Source organism: Pseudomonas maumuensis (assembly GCF_019139675.1).
GTDB lineage: Bacteria > Pseudomonadota > Gammaproteobacteria > Pseudomonadales > Pseudomonadaceae > Aquipseudomonas > Aquipseudomonas maumuensis.
Genome location: NZ_CP077077.1, coordinates 57,492 through 76,489 on the forward strand (window position 1 = coordinate 57,492; position 18,998 = coordinate 76,489).

General features: G+C 64.4%; 20 protein-coding genes. 10 read left to right on the top strand and 10 right to left on the bottom strand.

Annotated elements, in window-relative coordinates:
- Positions 1-9 precede the first annotated feature (9 nt).
- On the top strand, positions 10-567 hold the full coding sequence (locus tag KSS90_RS00280) for a cytochrome c oxidase assembly protein (RefSeq protein WP_217867794.1): 558 nt from the start codon (positions 10-12) through the stop codon (positions 565-567).
- Positions 568-583: 16 nt separating this feature from the next.
- Positions 584-1,471 carry a cytochrome c oxidase subunit 3 gene (locus KSS90_RS00285; RefSeq protein WP_217867795.1) on the top strand — a complete coding sequence of 296 codons (888 nt, stop codon included), beginning with the start codon at positions 584-586 and terminating at the stop codon, positions 1,469-1,471.
- 54 nt (positions 1,472-1,525) lie between these two features.
- On the opposite strand, the gene KSS90_RS00290 is transcribed toward KSS90_RS00285, so the two are convergent.
- Positions 1,526-1,729, bottom strand: a complete 204-nt coding sequence (locus KSS90_RS00290; protein ID WP_023628968.1) for a twin transmembrane helix small protein — start codon at positions 1,727-1,729, stop codon at positions 1,526-1,528.
- Positions 1,730-1,791: 62 nt separating this feature from the next.
- On the opposite strand from KSS90_RS00290, the gene KSS90_RS00295 reads away from it, so the two are divergent.
- The 5 genes from KSS90_RS00295 to KSS90_RS00315 are packed head-to-tail and all read left to right on the top strand — an operon-like array spanning position 1,792 to position 5,675.
- On the top strand, positions 1,792-2,535 hold the full coding sequence (locus KSS90_RS00295) for an SURF1 family protein (RefSeq protein ID WP_217867796.1): 744 nt from the start codon (positions 1,792-1,794) through the stop codon (positions 2,533-2,535).
- Positions 2,501-3,079: a PA_0111/PP_0108 family redox-active disulfide protein gene (locus tag KSS90_RS00300; RefSeq protein ID WP_217867797.1), complete on the top strand. Its 579-nt coding sequence runs from the start codon at positions 2,501-2,503 to the stop codon at positions 3,077-3,079. Before KSS90_RS00295 ends, KSS90_RS00300 begins: the two co-directional genes overlap by 35 nt.
- 9 nt (positions 3,080-3,088) lie before the next feature.
- Complete coding sequence (locus tag KSS90_RS00305) at positions 3,089-4,162, top strand: COX15/CtaA family protein (protein ID WP_217867798.1); 1,074 nt, start codon at positions 3,089-3,091, stop codon at positions 4,160-4,162.
- Positions 4,147-5,046, top strand: coding sequence for a heme o synthase (cyoE, locus tag KSS90_RS00310; protein ID WP_217867799.1), 900 nt, complete (start codon positions 4,147-4,149; stop codon positions 5,044-5,046). Before KSS90_RS00305 ends, cyoE begins: the two co-directional genes overlap by 16 nt.
- Positions 5,043-5,675: an SCO family protein gene (locus KSS90_RS00315; protein ID WP_028688687.1), complete on the top strand. Its 633-nt coding sequence runs from the start codon at positions 5,043-5,045 to the stop codon at positions 5,673-5,675. Before cyoE ends, KSS90_RS00315 begins: the two co-directional genes overlap by 4 nt.
- Positions 5,676-5,792: 117 nt before the next feature.
- Here the strand turns inward: KSS90_RS00315 and KSS90_RS00320 are convergent, their stop codons facing one another.
- The 3 genes from KSS90_RS00320 to KSS90_RS00330 all read right to left on the bottom strand — a co-directional run bounded on the left by KSS90_RS00320 (position 5,793) and on the right by KSS90_RS00330 (position 8,306).
- Positions 5,793-6,563, bottom strand: a complete 771-nt coding sequence (locus tag KSS90_RS00320; RefSeq protein WP_102683007.1) for a MetQ/NlpA family ABC transporter substrate-binding protein — start codon at positions 6,561-6,563, stop codon at positions 5,793-5,795.
- Between the two features lie 64 nt (positions 6,564-6,627).
- A complete protein-coding gene (locus tag KSS90_RS00325; RefSeq protein WP_023632566.1) occupies positions 6,628-7,299 on the bottom strand; it encodes a methionine ABC transporter permease in 672 nt (223 codons plus the stop codon).
- A complete protein-coding gene (locus KSS90_RS00330; protein ID WP_110696963.1) occupies positions 7,299-8,306 on the bottom strand; it encodes a methionine ABC transporter ATP-binding protein in 1,008 nt (335 codons plus the stop codon). The genes KSS90_RS00325 and KSS90_RS00330 overlap by 1 nt, the downstream gene beginning before the upstream one ends.
- Before the next feature lie 223 nt (positions 8,307-8,529).
- On the opposite strand from KSS90_RS00330, the gene katE reads away from it, so the two are divergent.
- Positions 8,530-10,674, top strand: a complete 2,145-nt coding sequence (katE, locus tag KSS90_RS00335; RefSeq protein ID WP_217867800.1) for a catalase HPII — start codon at positions 8,530-8,532, stop codon at positions 10,672-10,674.
- A 115-nt stretch (positions 10,675-10,789) separates the two neighbouring features.
- Here katE and KSS90_RS00340 read toward each other — a convergent pair whose 3' ends face one another.
- The 4 genes from KSS90_RS00340 to zur form a co-directional block, all read right to left on the bottom strand.
- Positions 10,790-11,497, bottom strand: a complete 708-nt coding sequence (locus KSS90_RS00340; RefSeq protein WP_217867801.1) for a PA5502 family lipoprotein — start codon at positions 11,495-11,497, stop codon at positions 10,790-10,792.
- 129 nt (positions 11,498-11,626) lie between these two features.
- Complete coding sequence (gene znuB, locus KSS90_RS00345) at positions 11,627-12,409, bottom strand: zinc ABC transporter permease subunit ZnuB (protein ID WP_217867802.1); 783 nt, start codon at positions 12,407-12,409, stop codon at positions 11,627-11,629.
- Complete coding sequence (gene znuC, locus KSS90_RS00350; protein ID WP_217867803.1) at positions 12,402-13,175, bottom strand: zinc ABC transporter ATP-binding protein ZnuC; 774 nt, start codon at positions 13,173-13,175, stop codon at positions 12,402-12,404. The genes znuB and znuC overlap by 8 nt, the downstream gene beginning before the upstream one ends.
- On the bottom strand, positions 13,172-13,657 hold the full coding sequence (gene zur / locus KSS90_RS00355) for a zinc uptake transcriptional repressor Zur (RefSeq protein WP_046853615.1): 486 nt from the start codon (positions 13,655-13,657) through the stop codon (positions 13,172-13,174). The genes znuC and zur overlap by 4 nt, the downstream gene beginning before the upstream one ends.
- Before the next feature lie 18 nt (positions 13,658-13,675).
- Here zur and KSS90_RS00360 point away from each other — a divergent pair, with 18 nt between their 5' ends.
- Entirely contained in the window at positions 13,676-14,632 is a 957-nt protein-coding gene (locus KSS90_RS00360) for a zinc ABC transporter substrate-binding protein (protein ID WP_217867804.1), read from the top strand.
- Between the two features lie 75 nt (positions 14,633-14,707).
- On the opposite strand, the gene KSS90_RS00365 is transcribed toward KSS90_RS00360, so the two are convergent.
- Both KSS90_RS00365 and KSS90_RS00370 read right to left on the bottom strand, forming a co-directional pair.
- Positions 14,708-15,658, bottom strand: coding sequence for a homoserine kinase (locus KSS90_RS00365; RefSeq protein ID WP_217867805.1), 951 nt, complete (start codon positions 15,656-15,658; stop codon positions 14,708-14,710).
- Between the two features lie 71 nt (positions 15,659-15,729).
- On the bottom strand, positions 15,730-16,017 hold the full coding sequence (locus KSS90_RS00370) for a DUF2782 domain-containing protein (protein WP_217867806.1): 288 nt from the start codon (positions 16,015-16,017) through the stop codon (positions 15,730-15,732).
- Positions 16,018-16,091: 74 nt separating this feature from the next.
- Between KSS90_RS00370 and polA the strand changes: the two genes are divergently transcribed.
- Positions 16,092-18,842, top strand: coding sequence for a DNA polymerase I (polA, locus tag KSS90_RS00375; protein WP_217867807.1), 2,751 nt, complete (start codon positions 16,092-16,094; stop codon positions 18,840-18,842).
- The last annotated feature ends 156 nt before the right edge of the window (positions 18,843-18,998 follow it).

The following is an 18,998-nucleotide window of genomic DNA, read 5'->3' on the forward strand; positions in this document are numbered from 1 at the left end:
AGCCCGCCCATGGACGGCCTGTCGCTCAAACGCCTGGTCACCCGTTTGCTGATGCTCACCGTGGTGATGTTCGCCTTCGGTTTTGCCCTGGTGCCGATCTACGACGTGATGTGCAAGGCCTTCGGCATCAACGGCAAGACCGGCGGGCAGTACGCGGGCACCCAGGTGAGCGACCCGACCCGTTCGGTGCGGGTGCAGTTCATGTCGACCAATGCCGGCGACATGAGCTGGGAGTTCCACTCCAGCGCCGACCAGATCGAGGTCAACCCGGGGGCGGTGAACCAGATGATCTTCGTGGCCCGCAACCCGACCAACCAGCCCATGAGCGCCCAGGCCATCCCCAGCATCACCCCTGCCGAGGCCGCGGCGTACTTCCACAAGACCGAGTGCTTCTGTTTCACCCAGCAGGTCCTGCAGCCGGGCGAGCGCATCGAGATGCCGGTGCGCTTCATCGTCGACCGCGACCTGCCGGAGTCGGTGAAACACCTGACCCTGGCCTACACCCTGTTCGACATCACCGCTCGCCACCCCCCGGTCGCCCACGCCGCGACCGAGGGCGCCCGCTGAGGGAAGGAGATACATCATGGCAAGCCACGAGCATTACTACGTACCGGCGCAGAGCAAGTGGCCGATCATTGCCACGATCGGCATGTTCATCACCGTGTTCGGGCTCGGCACCTGGTTCAACGACCTCAAGGCCGGCCACCCGGAGTCCCACGGGCCGCTGATCTTCTTCGTCGGCGCGCTGTTCCTGGCCTACATGCTGTTCGGCTGGTTCGGCGCGGTGGTCAAGGAAAGCCACGCCGGGCTCTACAGTGCGCAGATGGACCGCTCGTTCCGCTGGGGCATGAGCTGGTTCATCTTCTCCGAGGTGATGTTCTTCCTGGCCTTCTTCGGCGCGCTGTTCTACGTGCGGGTGCTGGCCGGGCCGTGGTTGGGGGGCGAAGGCGACAAGGGCGTGGCGCACATGCTCTGGCCCAACTTCGAGTTCGTCTGGCCGCTGCTGCACACACCGGACCCGAAACTGTTCCCACCGCCCAAGGAGGTCATCGATCCGTGGCACCTGCCGCTGATCAATACCATCCTGCTGGTGAGTTCCAGTGTGACCGTGACCATTGCCCACCACGCCCTGCGCAAGGGGCACCGCGGCACGCTGAAGCTTTGGCTGGGGCTGACGATCCTGCTGGGGCTGGCGTTCCTCGCCCTGCAGGCCTACGAGTACCACGAGGCATACAACGAACTCGGGCTGACCCTGGGTTCGGGCATTTACGGTGCGACGTTCTTCATGCTCACCGGGTTCCACGGCGCACATGTGACCTTGGGCACGCTGATCCTGTTCGTGATGTTCTGCCGGGTGCTGCGTGGGCACTTCGAACCGGACAAGCACTTCGGCTTCGAGGCGGCGAGCTGGTACTGGCACTTCGTCGATGTGGTGTGGGTGGGGTTGTTCATCTTTGTGTATGTCCTGTAGTGCGGCTTCGCGGGTGATCGCGGCTGAAGCCGCTCCTACAGGGATGGTGTGAATTCAGAAGGGGGCGTGCGACACCAGTTGCCCACTGATCAGGCCCCAGGCCACCAGGGCGATGGTCAGGGTGGCGAGGGCGACGCGCACGGTAAGGGCCTTGAGCAGGCGGGTCGACTGGTCGTCGTCCTTGACCAGGAACACCAGGCCACTGAACAGGCTGGCGATGGTGGCCAGCAGCATCAGGACAATTGCGGCCTTGAGCATGGCGAAACTCCGGGGGATGCGGTGATGGATACAAGTATAGCGCTCGACCTCACGAGGCCTTGGTGAAGCCGTTTCGCCCAGGCCTGATACCGACCCTGGTGGTGCTTGCGCTGCTGCCGGGGTTGATCGCACTCGGCTGCTGGCAACTGCGGCGCGCGGACGAAAAGCGTGACCTGCTGGCTACCTACACCGAGCGCCAGATCGAGGCGCCGGTCACCGCTGACCGGTTGCGCCAGCTGCCGGACCCGGCGTTCTACCCCGTGCATCTGTATGGCCGATTCGATGCCGGTCACAGCCTGCTGCTGGACAACCAGATGCGTGATGGCAAGGCCGGCGTCGAGCTGCTGCAGCCCTTCCACGACCAGGCCAGCGGCCTGTGGTTGCTGGTCAATCGCGGCTGGCTGGCGTGGCCCGACCGTCGCGTGCCGGTGCGCTTCGACACGCCGAGCCAGGCGCTGGCGCTGGACGCCACGGTCTACGTGCCGCCGGGCAAGACCTTCCAACTGCACCCGGACAACCCCGACGGCCAGTGGCCGCAACTGCTGACGGCAATCGAACCGGTCGGGCTCTGGCAGCAGCTGGGCCGTGAGGGCTTTGCCCAGGAGCTACGCCTGCAGCCAGGCCCTGCCGCCTACCGCCTGGACTGGCCGGTGGTCGCCATGGGCCCGGAAAAGCACCAGGGCTACGCCGTGCAGTGGTTCGCCCTGGCCAGCGCGCTGGTCTTGCTCTACCTGTATTTCGGCTGGCATCACAACGACAAGGAGAACCGCCATGGCCGCCGCCACGAGTCCACTGGACGTGCCTGACCGCCGCAAGCCCCGCGGGCGCCTGCAACTGCTGTTGATCCTGTTCGTCGTGCTCGGGCCGATGATCCTTGCCACCAGCATGTACAAGCTCAAGTTCTGGGTGCCGGAGGGGCGCAGCTATCACGGTGTGATGATCGGCAATGGCGAGGGCCGGGCCGATATCGGCATTGATGCCCAGGACGAGCGTTGGCAGCTGTTGGTCAGCGCCCCAGGCGCCTGTGCCGAGGAGTGCCGGCAACTGGTGTACCTGGCCCGGCAGATCCAGGTCGGCCTGGGCCGCGATGCCAGCCGCGCCAGCCATGCCCTGGCGGCGGCCCAGCCGCTGGCCGCCGACTACCAGGCGCTGCTGGGCCGTGAGTACCCGCAGTTGCAACGCTACCCGCTTGACGCCCAGCGCTATATCCAGAAGGTCGGCGACACTGCCCCGCAACTGTGGATCGTCGATCCTCACGGCAACCTGGTGCTGCGCTACGACGCCAAGGTCAAGGGCAAGCATGTGCTGGACGACCTGCGTCACCTGCTCAAGCTGTCCAACATCGGCTAGGAGGCTGTCATGGCCAGACCCGGATTCCGCCTTGCTGTGTTCGCCACGCTGCTGGCGCTGCTGGTCGTGCTGCTCGGCGCCTACACTCGCCTGACTCACGCCGGTCTTGGCTGCCCCGACTGGCCAGGTTGCTACGGTTTCATCAGCGTGCCCAAGACCGATGCCCAACTGGCCCATGCCGAGCTGCACTTCCCTGAGCACCCGGTGGAAGAAGCCAAGGGCTGGGCAGAGATGGTCCATCGCTATTTCGCCGGCACCCTGGCGCTGGTGATCGCGCTGCTTGCCTTCCAGGCTGTACGCCGGCATGCCCATGACGGCCAGCCCTACCGCCTGCCGGTGTTGCTGCTGGGGGTGGTGCTGGCCCAGGCGGCGTTCGGCATGTGGACCGTGACACTGAAACTGTGGCCCCAGGTGGTGACCGCGCACCTGCTTGGCGGGTTCACCACGGTGAGCCTGCTTTTCCTGCTATCCCTGCGTCTATCCCGGGCCTTTGCGCCCTTGCCGAAACTGCCGCTGAGCCTGCGACGGATCGCCGCGCTGGCGCTGCTGGTGGTGATCGGCCAGATCGCCCTGGGGGGTTGGGTCAGCGCCAACTACGCGGCGGTGGCCTGCATCGACCTGCCTACCTGCCATGGCCAGTGGTGGCCGGCGGCGGACTTCAGCAACGGCTTCCACCTGACCCAGCATGTCGGCCCCAATTACCTGGGCGGGCAACTGGACAGCGATGCGCGCACGGCGATCCATGTCAGCCACCGGCTCGGCGCCATGCTGGTACTGGCGGTTCTCTCGATGCTCGGCTGGAAGCTGCACCGCCATGGCCTGAGTGGGCTGGCGCGCCTGGTATTGCTGGCGCTGGCGCTGCAGTTGGGCCTGGGCATCAGCAATGTATTGTTCCACCTGCCGCTGGGCGTGGCCGTTGCCCACAACGCCGGCGGTGTGCTGCTGCTGCTGACCATGGTGCTGGTGAACTACCGCATCCGCGTGGTCGACAAGGTTCGCGTGGGCCATGGCTGGCGTCTGACACCGGTGGTCGGGGGGCAACTCACTCATCACATGAGGAACGATTCGTGGCGACGGTTCTGAGCACGGAACGCCAGCGCGCCGGGTGGCGCGACTATCTGGAACTGACCAAGCCGAAGGTGGTGGTGTTGATGCTGATCACCTCGCTGGTGGGGATGTTTCTCGCCACCCGCGCGGGGGTGGCCTGGAGCGTCCTGCTGTTCGGCAACCTGGGAATTGGCTTGTGCGCGGGTGCCGCGGCGGCGGTCAACCACGTGGTCGACCGCCGCGTCGATGCGCTGATGGCCCGTACCCACAAGCGCCCGCTGGCCCAAGGCCGGGTGGCGCCCTTGCCGGCACTGCTGTTCGCCTTGCTGCTGGCTGCGACGGGGATGGTTTTGCTGCTGGCGTTCACCAATCCCCTCACCGCCTGGCTGACCCTGGCCTCGCTGCTGGGTTACGCGGTGCTCTACACCGGCTTTCTCAAGCGGGCCACGCCGCAGAACATCGTAATCGGCGGCCTGGCCGGGGCCGCACCACCATTGCTGGGCTGGGTGGCGGTCAGCGGGCACCTGGGCGCCGAGCCGCTGCTACTGGTGCTGATCATCTTCGCCTGGACACCGCCGCACTTCTGGGCCCTTGCGATTCATCGCAAGGAGGAGTACGCAAAAGCTGATATTCCTATGCTACCCGTTACCCATGGCGAGCGTTACACGGCCCTGCATATCCTGCTCTACACCTTGATATTGCTGGCCGTGAGCCTGTTGCCCTACGCCATTCACATGAGCGGCCCGCTGTACCTGGCCTGTGCCCTGGTGCTGGGCCTGCGCTTCCTGCACTGGGCCTGGGTGTTGTACCGTGGCACCCGGCCGCACGCGGCGATCAAGACGTTCAAGTATTCCATCGGCTACCTGTTCGCCCTGTTCATCGCATTGCTCGTAGACCACTACCTGTTGCTGAACCTATGACCCGAACCCAGAAAACCGTCTTTATCCTCGTTGCCCTGGTCGCGCTGATCATGGGCCTGACCGTCAACAAGGTACTCAACGACCGAGGTCAGTTGAACCCCACCGAACTGATCGATGCCGGAATCATCCTGCTGCCGCAGAGCCGTACCGTGCCGGACGTGACCATGACCGACCAGAACGGCCAGCCGCTGGTGCTGGACCAGCTCAAGGGCAAGTGGTCGTTGCTGTTCTTCGGCTACACCTACTGCCCGGATATCTGCCCGACCACCCTGGCCCAGCTGCGCCAGGTGAAGAGCGAGCTGCCCAAGGAGGCGCTGGAGCGTCTGCAGGTGGTGCTGGTGAGCGTCGACCCGAACCGCGACACACCGAACCAGCTCAAGCAGTACCTGGGCTACTTCGACAAGGATTTCGTCGGGGTGGCGGGCTCGATCGAGGATACCCAGAAGTTGGCCAACGCCTTGAGCATCCCGTTCATTCCGGCCGATACCAGCAAGCCCGGGTATACCGTGGATCACAGCGGCAACCTGGCAGTGGTCGGGCCTGACGGGCGTCAGCGTGGGTTCATCCGTGCGCCGTTCAACAACCAGAAACTGGTGGCGCAGTTGCCGGGGCTGGTCAAGCGCGATTGAGATAGTTGGGCCTGCTGCGCAGGCCTTTCGCCGGCAAGCCGGCTCCCACAATCGTGCAGTCTCTGTGGGAGCCGGCTTGCCGGCGATAGGGCCTCGAAGCGGCCCCAGGCTGCAGGCTTAGAACGCAGGAACGACAGCGCCCTTGTACTTCTCGGTGATGAACTGCTTCACTTCAGGCGAGTGCAGGGCCTGTACCAGCTTCTTCACCGCGTCCGCGTCCTTGTTGTCCTCGCGGGTCACCAGGATGTTCACGTACGGAGAGTCCTTGCCTTCGATGGCCAGGGCGTCTTTTTCCGGGTTGAGCTTGGCTTCCAGCGCGTAGTTGGTATTGATCAGGGCGGCATCGACCTGGGTCAGCACACGTGGGATGGTGGCGGCTTCCAGTTCGCGGAACTTCAGGTTTTTCGGGTTCTCGGCGATGTCCTTGATGGTCGACAGGATGTTCGTGTTGTCCTTGAGCTTGATCACCCCGGCCTTGTCCAGCAGCAGCAGGGCGCGGCCGCCGTTGGTGGCGTCGTTGGGAATGACCACGGCGGCGCCGGAAGGCAGTTCGTCGAGCTTCTTGACCTTGGTCGAGTACACGCCCAGCGGCTCGATATGCACGCCGGCGACGCTTACCAGGTGAGTACCCTTGGCCTTGTTGAACTCATCCAGGTACGGCTGGTGCTGGAAGAAGTTGGCGTCCAGGCGCTTTTCCGACACCTGCACGTTCGGCTGGATGTAGTCGGTGAATTCCTTGACCTTCAGTTCCACGCCTTCCTTCGCCAGCTGCGGCTTGACGAAGTTGAGGATCTCGGCGTGCGGCACCGGGGTGGCGGCGACCGTCAGGGTCTCGGCGTGGGCCGAGAAGGCCGCGACCGCGGCGACAACAGCAAGCAGCTTCTTCATTGATCACTCCTTGTGAGGGCCGCGACGGCCCCCGAACGGGTCGGCTGGGCCGACCCCATTGGGGTTACTTACGGGAAAAATGCACGACCAGCTTGTCGCCGATCATTTGCAGTACCTGGACCAGGATCACCAGCAGCACCACGGTGACGATCATCACGTCGGTCTGGAAGCGTTGGTAGCCGAAGCGGATCGACAGGTCACCCAGGCCTCCAGCCCCGACCACGCCGGCCATGGCGGTGTAGGACACCAAGGTGATGGCGGTCACGGTAATGGCGGCGATGATGCCCGGCATCGCTTCAGGCAGCACGGCCTTGAAGATGATCTGGCGGGTGGTGGCGCCCATCGACTGGGTAGCCTCGATGATGCCGCGGTCCACTTCACGCAGGGCGGTTTCCACCAGCCGCGCGAAGAACGGCGTGGTCCCCACCACCAGCGGCGGGATGGCACCGGCAACGCCCAGCGAGGTGCCGGTGATCAGCACCGTGATTGGGATCATCACGATCAGCAGGATGATGAACGGCACCGAGCGCACGATGTTGACGATGGTCGCCAGCACGGCGTAGACCTTCTTGTGCTCGAACATCTGCCGTGGGCTGAACAGGAACAGCACGACGCCCAGTGGCAGGCCCAGCAGGATGATGAAGGCCAGCGAGATGAACAGCATGACCATGGTGTCGTTGGTCGCCTGCCAGATCTCGACCCAGTCGACGTTGGCGAAATAGCTGAGGATGTCCATCAACGCAGTACCTCCATATGTACGTCAGCTGCAGTGAAGCGGGCGAATGCCGCCTCCATGTCTCCACCGATCAGGGCAAGGGTCAGCTGGCCATAGGGAATGTCCTTGATGCGGTCGATGCGCCCGGCAAGGATGCTGTAGTCCACGCCGGTTTCGCGGGCCACGGTGCCCAGCAGCGGCGCGTAGGTGGCGCAGCCCTGGAAGGTCAGGCGCACGATGCGCCCCGGCACATGGGCGAAATCGTCGCGTTGCTCGTTCTCGTCGACCTGCTCGTCTTCCTGGACGAAACGCTTGGTGGTGGCGTGCTGCGGGTGCAGGAACACGTCGGCCACCGGGCCCTGCTCGACGATCTGCCCGGCGTCCATCACCGCCACGCGGTCGCAGACCCGGCGGATCACGTCCATCTCATGGGTGATCAGCACGATGGTCAGCTTCAGCTCGCGGTTGATCTCGGCCAGCAGTTGCAGCACCGAGGCGGTGGTCTGCGGGTCGAGGGCGCTGGTAGCTTCGTCGCACAGCAGGATCTTGGGGTTGGTGGACAGGGCGCGGGCGATGCCGACGCGCTGCTTCTGCCCACCCGACAGTTGCGCCGGGTACTTCTTCGCGTGCTCGGAAAGGCCGACACGGGCCAGCAGCTCGGTGACGCGCTTGTCGATCTCGCCACGCGACAGCTCGCCCGCCAGCACCAGCGGCAGGGCGACATTGTCGGCGACGGTCTTGGAAGCCAGCAGGTTGAAGTGCTGGAAGATCATGCCGACCTGCTGGCGGAAGCGCCGCAGCTGGTTCGAGTCGAAGGCGGTGACGTCTTCACCGTCGACCACGATCTTGCCGCCGGACGGCTCCTCGAGGCGGTTGATCAGGCGCAGCATGGTGCTCTTGCCGGCACCGGAGTGGCCGATCAGGCCGAACACCTGACCATCTTCGATGGTCAGGCTGGTCGGGTTCAGGGCCGGGATATCCCTACCGGCGACGCGGTAGGTCTTGTGGACATTTTGAAACTCGATCACTGAGCGAACCTTGTGGGGCGCATGGAATTTGGGTCAGCGGTTAGCCGGGGTCGCGCATTTTAGCCTTTTCCCCTGGGTGTTCTTAGCATTAATTTCGCAATGCTCCAATCCAATCGGCATAACGCGACGGTCGGCAATCCGATTGAACGCATCCGACGGCGGCCCAGTCACTAATTGAACAAGCCCGAACGGGCAGCCTGATGACTGATGAGGAGAGCCGAAGATGCCCAGCAAGACGCCCCAGGCGCCACAGCCCAGCCCTGTCGCCGGCACCGACACCCCGGACAAGGCCAACACCAACGCCAAGCTGCAGAGCTTGGAGGCGTTTCGCAGCGACGCCAGCGGCCAGGCGCTGCGTACCAACCAGGGGGTGAAGGTTGCCGACAACCAGAACAGCCTCAAGGCAGGCGCCCGTGGGCCTTCGCTGCTCGAAGACTTCATCATGCGCGAGAAGATCACCCACTTCGACCATGAGCGCATACCCGAGCGCATCGTCCATGCCCGTGGGACTGGCGCCCATGGTTACTTTCAGAGCTACGGTTGCCATGCCGAACTGACCAAGGCCGGTTTCCTGCAAGACCCCGAGAAGATAACCCCGGTGTTCGTACGCTTTTCTACAGTGCAGGGTCCACGTGGCTCGGGCGACACGGTGCGCGATGTGCGCGGCTTTGCGGTGAAGTTCTACACCGATGAAGGTAACTTCGATCTGGTCGGCAACAACATGCCGGTGTTCTTCATCCAGGATGCGATCAAGTTTCCCGACTTCGTCCACGCGGTCAAACCCGAACCGCACAACGAGATGCCCACCGGTGGCTCGGCCCACGATACCTTCTGGGACTTCGTATCGCTGGTGCCGGAATCCGCGCACATGGTCATGTGGGCGATGTCCGACCGGGCCATTCCGCGCAGCCTGCGCATGATGGAAGGCTTTGGCGTGCATACCTTCCGGTTGATCAATGCCCAAGGCGTGGCCAGCTTCGTCAAGTTCCACTGGAAGCCACGCCAGGGCGTGCATTCGGTGCTGTGGGACGAAGCCCAGAAGCTTGCCGGTAAGGACACCGACTATCACCGCCGCGACCTGTGGGAAGCGATCGAGACCGGTCATTACCCGGAATGGGAGCTGGGCGTGCAGATCGTGCCGGAGGCCGATGAACACAAGTTCGACTTCGACCTGCTCGACCCGACCAAGATCATCCCCGAGGAGCTGGTGCCGGTAACGCCGCTGGGCAAAATGGTGCTCGACCGCAACCCGGACAATTTCTTCGCCGAAGTGGAGCAGATCGCCTTCTGCCCCGGACATATCGTGCCGGGCATCGATTTCAGCAACGACCCCTTGCTGCAGGGCCGGCTGTTCTCCTACACCGACACCCAGATTAGCCGCCTGGGCGGACCGAACTTCCACGAGATCCCGATCAACCGCCCCGTCGCGCCCAATCACAGCAGCCAGCGCGATGCCATGCACCGCATGACCATCGACAAGGGGCGAGCTTCCTACGAGCCCAACTCGATCGATGGCGGCTGGCCGAAGGAAACACCGCCCGCCGCACAGGATGGCGGTTTCGAGAGTTACCAGGAACGTATCGATGCAAACAAGATCCGCCAGCGCAGCGAGTCGTTCGGCGACCATTTCTCCCAGGCGCGGCTGTTCTTCCACAGCATGAGCCCCACCGAGCAGCAGCACATCATCAAGGCCTACAGCTTCGAACTGGGCAAGGTCGAGCGCGAGGCGATCCGGGCGCGGGAGGTGAACGAGATCCTGGCCAACATCGATCTCAAGTTGGCGGCAGCGGTGGCGGCCAACCTCGGGCTGCCGGCGCCGAAGGCCGGCACGGTCAAGGTCAAGGGCAGCAAGCCGGCGCAGTCAAAGGCCTTGAGCCAGATGAACCACCCCGGAAACATCGGCATCAGTGGGCGCAAGATCGCCATCCTGGTGGCTGATGGCGTGGATGACGCGAGTGTCGACAAGGTGGTCAAGGCGCTGGAGGCGCAAAGTGCGCGCCCCATGCTGCTGGGGCCGACGTCGGCACCAGTGAAGACTGCAGGTGGCAAGCAGCTGTCGGTGGATGCGTCGATGGAGGGCATGCCGTCGGTGATGTTCGACGGTGTATGGGTGCCGGCGGGCAAGGCTTCGTTGGAGGCGCTGGAAAACAGCGGCGTGGCCAAGCACTTCCTGCTCGAGGCCTATAAGCACCTCAAACCCATGGGCATCGCCAGTGAGGGCAAGCTGCTGCTGAACAAGCTGGGGCTCAAGGTAGATGCGGGGCTGTTGCTGGGCGATGACCAGAAGGCGTTCGAGGCCTTCTTCAAGGCAGTCGAGGGGCACCGGGTGTGGGCGCGGGAGGCAGTTGCCGAAGCTGTTCCTGCATAATCGGGGGCTGCTTTACAGCCCATCGCCGTGGTTCGTCGCCACGACAAGCCGGCTCCCACAGATTGTAGGCGGCCCCTGTGGGAGCCGGCTTGCCGGCGATGAGGCCCTGACAGGTTTATTGCTGATGAGGAATCAACACCACCTGCGCCGGCAATGAACGCTGGATCTCATGCTTCTGCTTCAGCTCGAAGCCACTGTCGAGCTTGCGCACCCGCTTCTCCAGAAGGGTCTTGAGCCAAGGTGCATCCTCGGTGCGCGGCACCTGGAACACCACCTCGCACTGATAACTCACCACGTCTGCCGCGATATCGTCCAGCTGGCGGCGCATCGCCCGGCTATCGGTGGTTTTCAGCGCCACGACGGTGGTCGGCGCGGTCGGGTCGATCACCCGGGCCTTGGGCTTCGACGCGGCAGCCTTGAGCGCCGCTTCGGCCTTTTCCAGTTCGGCCTTGCGTGCCTGGGCCACGGCATCGCCGCCGGTCAGGGCCGGTGCTTGCGGCATCAACGCCCGGGCACGGGCCAACGCCGTGGCGGCGGCGTTCACATCGCCTTTTTGCAGGACGATCTGGCTACGGCGCAGGTAGGCCTCGGCCAACTGGCGCTGATGCGGTTCGAGGCGGGCATCATCCGGCGCCTGGGTCTGCAAGGCGGTCAGTTGATCCTCGGCGGTGGCCAACTCGTTGCTGGCGATGCTTTGCTCGAGCTGCTGCCAGGCATCGGGTTGGGCAGGCGCCACCGGCTGTTCGGCCGGCTTGCTGGAGCAGGCAGCCAGGAACAGGGAAAACGCGGCAACAAGTAGATAACGTGAGGCGAACGGCTTCATTCCTGCGACTCTCTATTTGCGCAAAAAGCGAGCAAGTCTACACCCAGGTGCGCACGCTCGAAAACAGGTCTTCTCAGACTCGAAACCTGCAAAAAGGTTGCAGGATGTGCCTGCGCACACCCTGAAAATTCAGCGTTTCGGCAACGCCAGGCTCAGCAAGAATAGCACTGCCGCACAGACCACGATCGAAGGCCCGGCCGGGGTGTCCTTGAACCAGGACAGCGCCAGGCCCCCGCAGACCGCGCAAACGCCAAGCAGGCTGGCGCCCACGGCCATCTGTTCCGGTGAGCGGGCGTGACGCTGTGCCGCGGCGGCCGGGATGATCAGCAGCGAGGTGATCAGCAGCACGCCGACGATCTTCATCGCCACCGCGATCACCACGGCGATCAGCAGCATCAGCGCCAGGCGCAGGCCGGTCACTGGCAAACCTTCGACCATCGCCAGTTCCTCATGCACGGTGACAGCCAGCAGGGGCCGCCAGAACATCGCCAGCAGCATCAGCACCAAGGCGCTGCCGCCGAGGATCCAGGCCAGGTCGGTGGTGCTGATCGCCAGCAGGTCGCCGAACAGGTAGGCCATCAGGTCGATGCGCACATCGTGCATGAAGCTCAGCACCACCAGGCCCAGCGACAGGGTGCTGGGGGCGAGGATGCCGAGCAGGGTGTCCGAGGCCAGTGGCTGGCGCTGTTGCAGAGTCACCAGCAGGATCGCCAGCAGCAGACAGCCGATGGTCACCGCCAGTGCCGGGCTGACGTCCAGGGCGAAGCCCAGGGCCACGCCGAGCAGCGCGGCATGGGACAGGGTGTCGCCGAAATAGGCCATGCGCCGCCAGACCACGAACGAACCCAAGGGGCCGGCGACCAGCGCCAGCGATACACCGGCAAGCAGGGCGTAGAGAAGAAAATCAGCCATGCTTGCAGTGCTCTCCGTGAACATGGGCGCCGGGGGCGATCACCGAACCGTGCAGGTCGTGGCTGTGATCGTGATGGTGGTGATAGATGGCCAGGCTCGGGGCGTTCTGGCCGAACAGCTCGACGAAGGCCGGGTCGTTGCTGACCTGTTCCGGGTGGCCCGAGCAGCACACATGGCGGTTGAGGCAGACCACCTGGTCGGTGGCGCTCATCACCAGATGCAGGTCATGGCTGACCATCAGCACGCCGCAGCCGTGGCGGTCGCGTAGGCGGGTGATCAGGTTGTACAGCTCGGTCTGGCCAACCACGTCGACGCCCTGCACCGGTTCGTCCAGTACCAGCAGTTCGGGTTCGCGCAACAACGCGCGGGCCAGCAGCACGCGCTGCATCTCGCCGCCGGAGATAGTCTGGATCGGACTGTCGATCACCTGCTCGGCGCCGACTTCCTGCAGCGCCGCCAAGGCTGTCGCACGGTCTACACCGGGCACCAGGCGCAGGAAGCGCAGCACCGACAAGGGCAATGTGGCGTCCACCTGGATCTTCTGCGGCATGTAGCCGATGCGCAGCCTGGGCTTGCGCCATACCTTGCCGCGGTGCGGCTTGAGCAGGCCCAGCACGGCGCGCACCAGGGTGGTCTTGCCGGCGCCGTTGGGGCCGATCAGGGTGACGATCTGCCCGGGCGCGACCGCCAGGTCGATGCTGTCGAGCACCGCTTCGCCGCCGAAACTGACGCCGACCTGCTCGAGGCGGATCAAGGCGTCGCTCATGCCTTGCCCCGGCAGTTGCCGCACAGGCCGACCACTTCGACCGTTTGCGTCTCGACCGCAAAACCCACGGCATTGGCGCTGCTGACGATGGCGTCGCTGATGCTGTTCTGTTCCAGCTCGATGGCCACGTGACATTCGCGGCAGATCAGGAACTGCCCCTGGTGCGCATGCTCGGGGTGACTGCAGCCGATGAAGGCGTTGAGCGAGGCGATGCGGTGGACCAGGCCGTTTTCCAGGAGGAAGTCCAGGGCACGATAGACGGTCGGTGGCGCGGCGCGGCGGCCGTCCTGCTCGCTGAGCACGGCGAGGATATCGTAGGCGCCCAGCGGCTTGTGGCTCTGCCACACCAGTTCCAGCACGCGGCGGCGCAGGGCGGTCAGGCGCAGGCCCTGACGGTTGCACAGCGCGTCGGCCTCGGCCAGCGCACTGTGGACGCAATGGGAGTGATCGTGGGGACGGTGGGCCAGCGGCGTGATGGACATGGGCAGCGACGGTTCAGGATGGAGACGTTATTATGTTACCTGTTTCTGACGACCCGAGTATCCACCGTGTCCCGAATCCTTGCCCTCTTTGTCGCTTTCATCGCTTTTTCTGCCCACGCTGACGTGCGCGTGCTGACCAGTATCAAGCCCCTGCAACAGATCGCCGCCGCCGTTCAGGACGGTGTCGGCAGCGCCGATGTGCTGCTGCCGCCGGGCGCCTCTCCACACAACTATGCGCTGCGCCCCTCTGACGTGCGCAAGGTCGCCGATGCCGACCTGTTGTACTGGATCGGCCCGGACATGGAAGGCTTCCTGCCCCGTGTGCTGAGCAGTCGCGCCAAGCCGAGCGTGGCCGTGCAGTCGCTTGCGGGCATGCAGCTGCGCCATTTCGGTGAGGACAGCCACTCTCACGAGGAGGAAGACCACGACGATCACGACCATGACCATCGTCCTGGCAGCCTCGATGCGCATCTGTGGCTGTCGTCGGTGAATGCTCGGGTGATCGCGACGAAGATGGCCGGCGACCTGGCGACGGCCGATCCGGCCAATGCCGCGCGCTACCAGGCCAACCTCAAGCAGTTCTTCGAGCGCCTGGATGCCCTGGATGCGCGCATCAAGCAGCGCGTGGCGGGAATCGCCGGCAAGCCATATTTCGTGTTTCACGAGGCGTTCGACTACTTCGAGGCCGCCTATGGCCTGAAGCACACCGGCGTGTTCAGCGTGGCCTCCGAAGTGCAGCCGGGCGCGCAGCATGTTGCCGCCATGCGCAAACGCCTGCAGGCGGTGGGCAAGACCTGTGTGTTCAGCGAGCCGCCGCTGAGGCCGCGCCTGGCCGAGACGCTGACGGCCGGGTTGCCGGTGCGGTTGGCGGAGCTGGATGCGCTGGGTGGGGGCGACAAGGTGGATGGCAAGGGCTATGAGCGCTTGCTGGAGAAGCTGGGCGGCGACCTGGCCGGCTGCCTGGAGCAGCTGTAGGAGCGGCTTCAGCCGCGAAACGGGCGCCACGCTGTGTGGCACCCGCTTCGCGGGTGATCGCGGTGTTATCGCCCTTTAGAGCGCGAACGGCAGCTTTAGCGCCACCTGCTGGCGTTGTGCCAGACGCACCTCGAACTCGCTCGGGTCATGGATCATCACGTCCATCCCGGCGAACGCCTGCGCCGCGATCAGGCGCGACAGCCAGAAGCGCACGCACGCCACCCGCAGCATCACCGGCCACAATTCGGCTTCGGCGGCGGTGAACGGGCGCAGTGCCGCGTAGGCGCCCAGCAATGCCTGGGCGCGTGGCAGATCGATACCACCCTGCTCGTCCAGGCACCAGTCGTTCACGGTGATGGCGATGTCATACAGCATCGGCCCGGAGCAGGCGTTGTAGAAGTCGATCAAGCCGGTCAGGTGGGTGCCTTCGAACATCACGTTGTCACGGAACAGGTCGGCGTGCAGGTTGGCCTTGGGCAGGGCGAGGATCTGCGCCTTGTGCGCGGTGATTTCCGCCAGCGCCGGTTGCAGCAGCCCGGTTTGCGCCTGGTTCAGGCTCGGCAGCAGTTCGGCGCCAGATTCCAGCATCCAGTCCAGACCCCGGTCGGTGCGGCGCTCGATGATGCGCTCGCGGGTGGCCAGGTGAATGTGCGCCAGCAGCTCGCCGACCTGGGCGCAGTGCTGGTTGTTCGGCAGCTTGATGTGCTTGCCCGACAGTCGTGGCTGCAACAGCGCAGGCTTGCCGCACAGTTCGCGCAGGCCATGCCCTTCGCGGTCGCGCAGGGCGTAGGGCACAGGCATGTCGGCAGCGTGCAGCACGTCGAGCAGTTCGATGAAGAACGGCATGTCTTCAGCCGGCCCACGCTCGATCAGTGTGAGGACGAACTCCCCCTTTTCCAGGCTGACGAAGAAATTGCTGTTCTCGGTACCGGCGGCGATGCCCTGGAAGTCGAGCAGGCGACCCAACTCGTACGGCGCCAGAAAGGTTTCCAGCTCAGGCCGGGACACAGGGGTGAAGACTGACATGTTGAAGAATTGCCCATGCGGGCACTTCCGCCGGAAGTGCCTGGTTGATAAGAACGATACGCGTTACTAGCTTACCACTCGAAGATCTTCCAGGACGGAATCAGCATGTCCGGCTGGTCGGAACGAATGAAATTGCCTTCGGAGCCATCGGCGCGTACCAGGAAATAAGGCTTGCCGTTCTTCGGCGTGACCTTGATCGCATACAGGAAGCCGTTTTGACGGTACTCCTGGATGGTTTTGTCGCCTTCCGTGCGAATGGTTACATCGGGATCGGCCGATGGGGCTTCGTCCGCCGCCAGGGTGACGACTGGCATGGTGGCCAGCAGACCGAGCAGTAACAGGCGATTGAGTGTGCGCATGATAACCTAGTCCTTTTGTCGTCATTGATCCGGCTATTCTAGCGCCGGCCCCGTCGAAAAGGTTGATTCTCCTCATGAGCCAAGCGCCCCTCGTCCTGGTGGACGGTTCGTCCTACCTCTACCGCGCCTTCCACGCGCTGCCGCCGCTGACCACCTCCAAAGGCATGCCCACCGGCGCGGTCAAGGGCGTGCTGAACATGCTCAAGAGCCTGCGCAAGCAATATCCGGACAGCCTGTTCGCGGTGGTTTTCGACGCCAAGGGCGGGACCTTCCGCGACGCCATGTTCGCCGAGTACAAGGCCAACCGCCCGAGCATGCCCGACGATCTGCGAGTGCAGGTCGAACCGCTGCACGCCAGCGTCCGCGCCCTAGGCTACCCGCTGCTGTGCGTCGAAGGCGTGGAGGCCGACGATGTGATCGGTACCCTGGCGCGCAGCAGTGCCGCCGCCGGCCGCCCGGTGATCATCTCGACCGGTGACAAGGACATGGCCCAGCTGGTGGACGGCCACGTCACCCTCGTCAATACCATGACCGGTAGCGTGCTCGACGTCGCTGGCGTACACGAGAAGTTCGGCGTAGGGCCCGAGCACATCATCGATTTTCTCGCCCTGATGGGCGACAAGGTCGACAACATCCCCGGCGTACCCGGCGTTGGCGAGAAGACCGCGGTCGGTTTGCTGACCGGTATCGGTGGCGGCCTGAGCGATGTGTACCAGAACCTGGACAAGGTGCCGGGCCTGGCCATTCGTGGCGCCAAGACTCTCGCCGCCAAGCTCGAGGAGCACCGCGACGCGGCCTTCCTCTCCTACGAACTGGCCACCATCAAGTGCGATGTCGAGCTGGATGTCGAAGTGGACGCCCTGGTCTGCGGCGAACCCGACCGTGAAGCGCTGCTGGCGCTGTACACCGAGATGGAGTTCAAGAGCTGGGTTGCCGAAGTCCAGCGCAGCGCGCCCCAGGCAGGTGATGGCGCCGCTGCCGCCGAGGCTCCTGTTGCCGAGAAGGTCGAGCCGAAGTACGAAACCATCCTCGACCAGGCTCGCTTCGACGCCTGGCTGGAAAAGCTGCGCCGGGCGCCGCTGTTCGCCTTCGATACGGAAACCACCGGCCTGGATGCCCAGCAGGCGCAGATCGTCGGCCTGTCGTTCGCCGTCGAGCCCCATGAGGCTGCCTATGTGCCCTTGACCCACGACTACGAAGGCGCTCCGGCCCAGCTGGATCGCGAGCGCGTGCTGCTGGCGCTCAAGCCGCTGCTGGAGGATCCGGCCAAGGGCAAGGTCGGCCAGAACGCCAAGTACGACATCAACATCCTGGCCAACGGCAGCCCGGCCATCCACATGCGCGGTGTGGCCTACGACACCATGCTTGAGTCCTACGTGCTCGACTCCACCGCCACTCGTCACGACATGGACAGCCTGGCGCAGAAGTACCTGGACCACACCACCATCGCCTTCGAGGATATCGCCGGCAAGGGCGCCAAGCAGCTGACCTTCAACCAGATCCCACTGGACAAGGCCGGCCCCTACGCCGCCGAGGACGCGGACATCACCTTGCGTCTGCACCACGCGCTGCAGGCGCGTCTGGCCCAGACGCCCAGCGTGCTGCCGGTGCTGATGGATATCGAGATGCCGCTGGTGCCGGTGCTGGCGAAGATCGAGCGCCAGGGCGCGCTGGTCGACGCCAGGCTGCTCGGCGTGCAGAGCGGCGAGCTGGGGGCGAAGCTGGTCGAGCTGGAGCGTGAGGCGTATGCGCTAGCCGGCGAGGAATTCAACCTGGGCTCGCCCAAGCAGCTCGGCGCGATTCTCTACGACAAGTTGGGCATGCCGGTGCTGAGCAAGACCGCCAAGGGCCAGCCGTCCACCGCCGAGGCGGTGCTTGATGAGCTGGCCGAGCAAGGCTACCCGCTGCCCAAAGTGCTGATGCAGTACCGCAGCCTGAGCAAGCTCAAGAGCACCTATACCGACAAGCTGCCGGGGCAGATCAACCCGCGTACCGGACGCATCCATACCTCGTATCAGCAGGCCGTGGCTGCCACCGGTCGCCTGTCGTCCAGCGACCCGAACCTGCAGAACATCCCGATCCGCACCGCCGAAGGCCGGCGCATTCGCCAGGCCTTCGTCGCCAGCCCCGGCTACAAACTGCTGGCGGCGGACTATTCGCAGATCGAGCTGCGCATCATGGCCCACCTGGCCAAGGACGAAGGGCTGCTGCATGCCTTCCGCAATGACCTGGACGTACACCGTGCCACCGCTGCGGAAGTGTTCGGTGTCGCCCTCGAGGACGTCACCACCGACCAGCGCCGCAGCGCCAAGGCGATCAATTTCGGCCTGATCTATGGCATGAGCGCATTCGGCCTGGCCAAGCAGATAGGTGTAGATCGCAAGCAGTCCCAGGACTACATCGACCGCTATTTTGCCCGTTACCCCGGCGTGCTGGCCTATATGGAGCGCACCCGCGCCCAGGCCGCTGAAAAGGGCTTCGTCGAAACTCTGTTCGGACGTCGTTTGTACCTGCCGGACATCAACGCCAAGAACCCGGCCTTGCGCAAAGGCGCCGAGCGTACCGCGATCAATGCGCCGATGCAGGGCACCGCGGCGGACATCATCAAGCGTGCCATGGTGGCGGTGGACAACTGGCTGAGCGAGAGCGGGCTGGATGCGCGGGTGATCCTGCAGGTACACGACGAACTGGTGCTCGAAGTGCGCGAGGACCTGGTCGAGCAGGTGAAAACCGAGATTCGCGTTCACATGAGCGGCGCAGCGCAGCTGGACGTGCCGTTGCTGGTGGAAGCGGGCGTTGGCTCGAATTGGGATGAAGCTCACTAAACGCCGCGTGAAAGCTGTGTAGGATCTGCGACGTAGTGTCGCGGATCCGGTGCAGGCTTCGGGCCTTAGATCGAGCGCTTCATGAAACTATCGCAAATAGTTTCTAGGGGCTCGGAACTAAACCGGTGAACCGCCACTCAGAGGTACTGAATGGCT

Bases quoted from the DNA above. Each gene is read 5' to 3' on its own strand.
- KSS90_RS00280 (WP_217867794.1), top strand. From the start codon at position 10: ATGGACGGCCTGTCGCTCAAACGCCTGGTCACCCGTTTGCTGATGCTC.
- KSS90_RS00285 (WP_217867795.1), top strand. From the start codon at position 584: ATGGCAAGCCACGAGCATTACTACGTACCGGCGCAGAGCAAGTGGCCG.
- KSS90_RS00290 (WP_023628968.1), bottom strand. From the start codon at position 1,729: ATGCTCAAGGCCGCAATTGTCCTGATGCTGCTGGCCACCATCGCCAGC.
- KSS90_RS00300 (WP_217867797.1), top strand. From the start codon at position 2,501: ATGGCCGCCGCCACGAGTCCACTGGACGTGCCTGACCGCCGCAAGCCC.
- KSS90_RS00305 (WP_217867798.1), top strand. From the start codon at position 3,089: ATGGCCAGACCCGGATTCCGCCTTGCTGTGTTCGCCACGCTGCTGGCG.
- KSS90_RS00315 (WP_028688687.1), top strand. From the start codon at position 5,043: ATGACCCGAACCCAGAAAACCGTCTTTATCCTCGTTGCCCTGGTCGCG.
- KSS90_RS00320 (WP_102683007.1), bottom strand. From the start codon at position 6,563: ATGAAGAAGCTGCTTGCTGTTGTCGCCGCGGTCGCGGCCTTCTCGGCC.
- KSS90_RS00325 (WP_023632566.1), bottom strand. From the start codon at position 7,299: ATGGACATCCTCAGCTATTTCGCCAACGTCGACTGGGTCGAGATCTGG.
- katE (WP_217867800.1), top strand. From the start codon at position 8,530: ATGCCCAGCAAGACGCCCCAGGCGCCACAGCCCAGCCCTGTCGCCGGC.
- KSS90_RS00340 (WP_217867801.1), bottom strand. From the start codon at position 11,497: ATGAAGCCGTTCGCCTCACGTTATCTACTTGTTGCCGCGTTTTCCCTG.
- znuB (WP_217867802.1), bottom strand. From the start codon at position 12,409: ATGGCTGATTTTCTTCTCTACGCCCTGCTTGCCGGTGTATCGCTGGCG.
- znuC (WP_217867803.1), bottom strand. From the start codon at position 13,175: ATGAGCGACGCCTTGATCCGCCTCGAGCAGGTCGGCGTCAGTTTCGGC.
- zur (WP_046853615.1), bottom strand. From the start codon at position 13,657: ATGTCCATCACGCCGCTGGCCCACCGTCCCCACGATCACTCCCATTGC.
- KSS90_RS00360 (WP_217867804.1), top strand. From the start codon at position 13,676: ATGGAGACGTTATTATGTTACCTGTTTCTGACGACCCGAGTATCCACC.
- KSS90_RS00365 (WP_217867805.1), bottom strand. From the start codon at position 15,658: ATGTCAGTCTTCACCCCTGTGTCCCGGCCTGAGCTGGAAACCTTTCTG.
- KSS90_RS00370 (WP_217867806.1), bottom strand. From the start codon at position 16,017: ATGCGCACACTCAATCGCCTGTTACTGCTCGGTCTGCTGGCCACCATG.
- polA (WP_217867807.1), top strand. From the start codon at position 16,092: ATGAGCCAAGCGCCCCTCGTCCTGGTGGACGGTTCGTCCTACCTCTAC.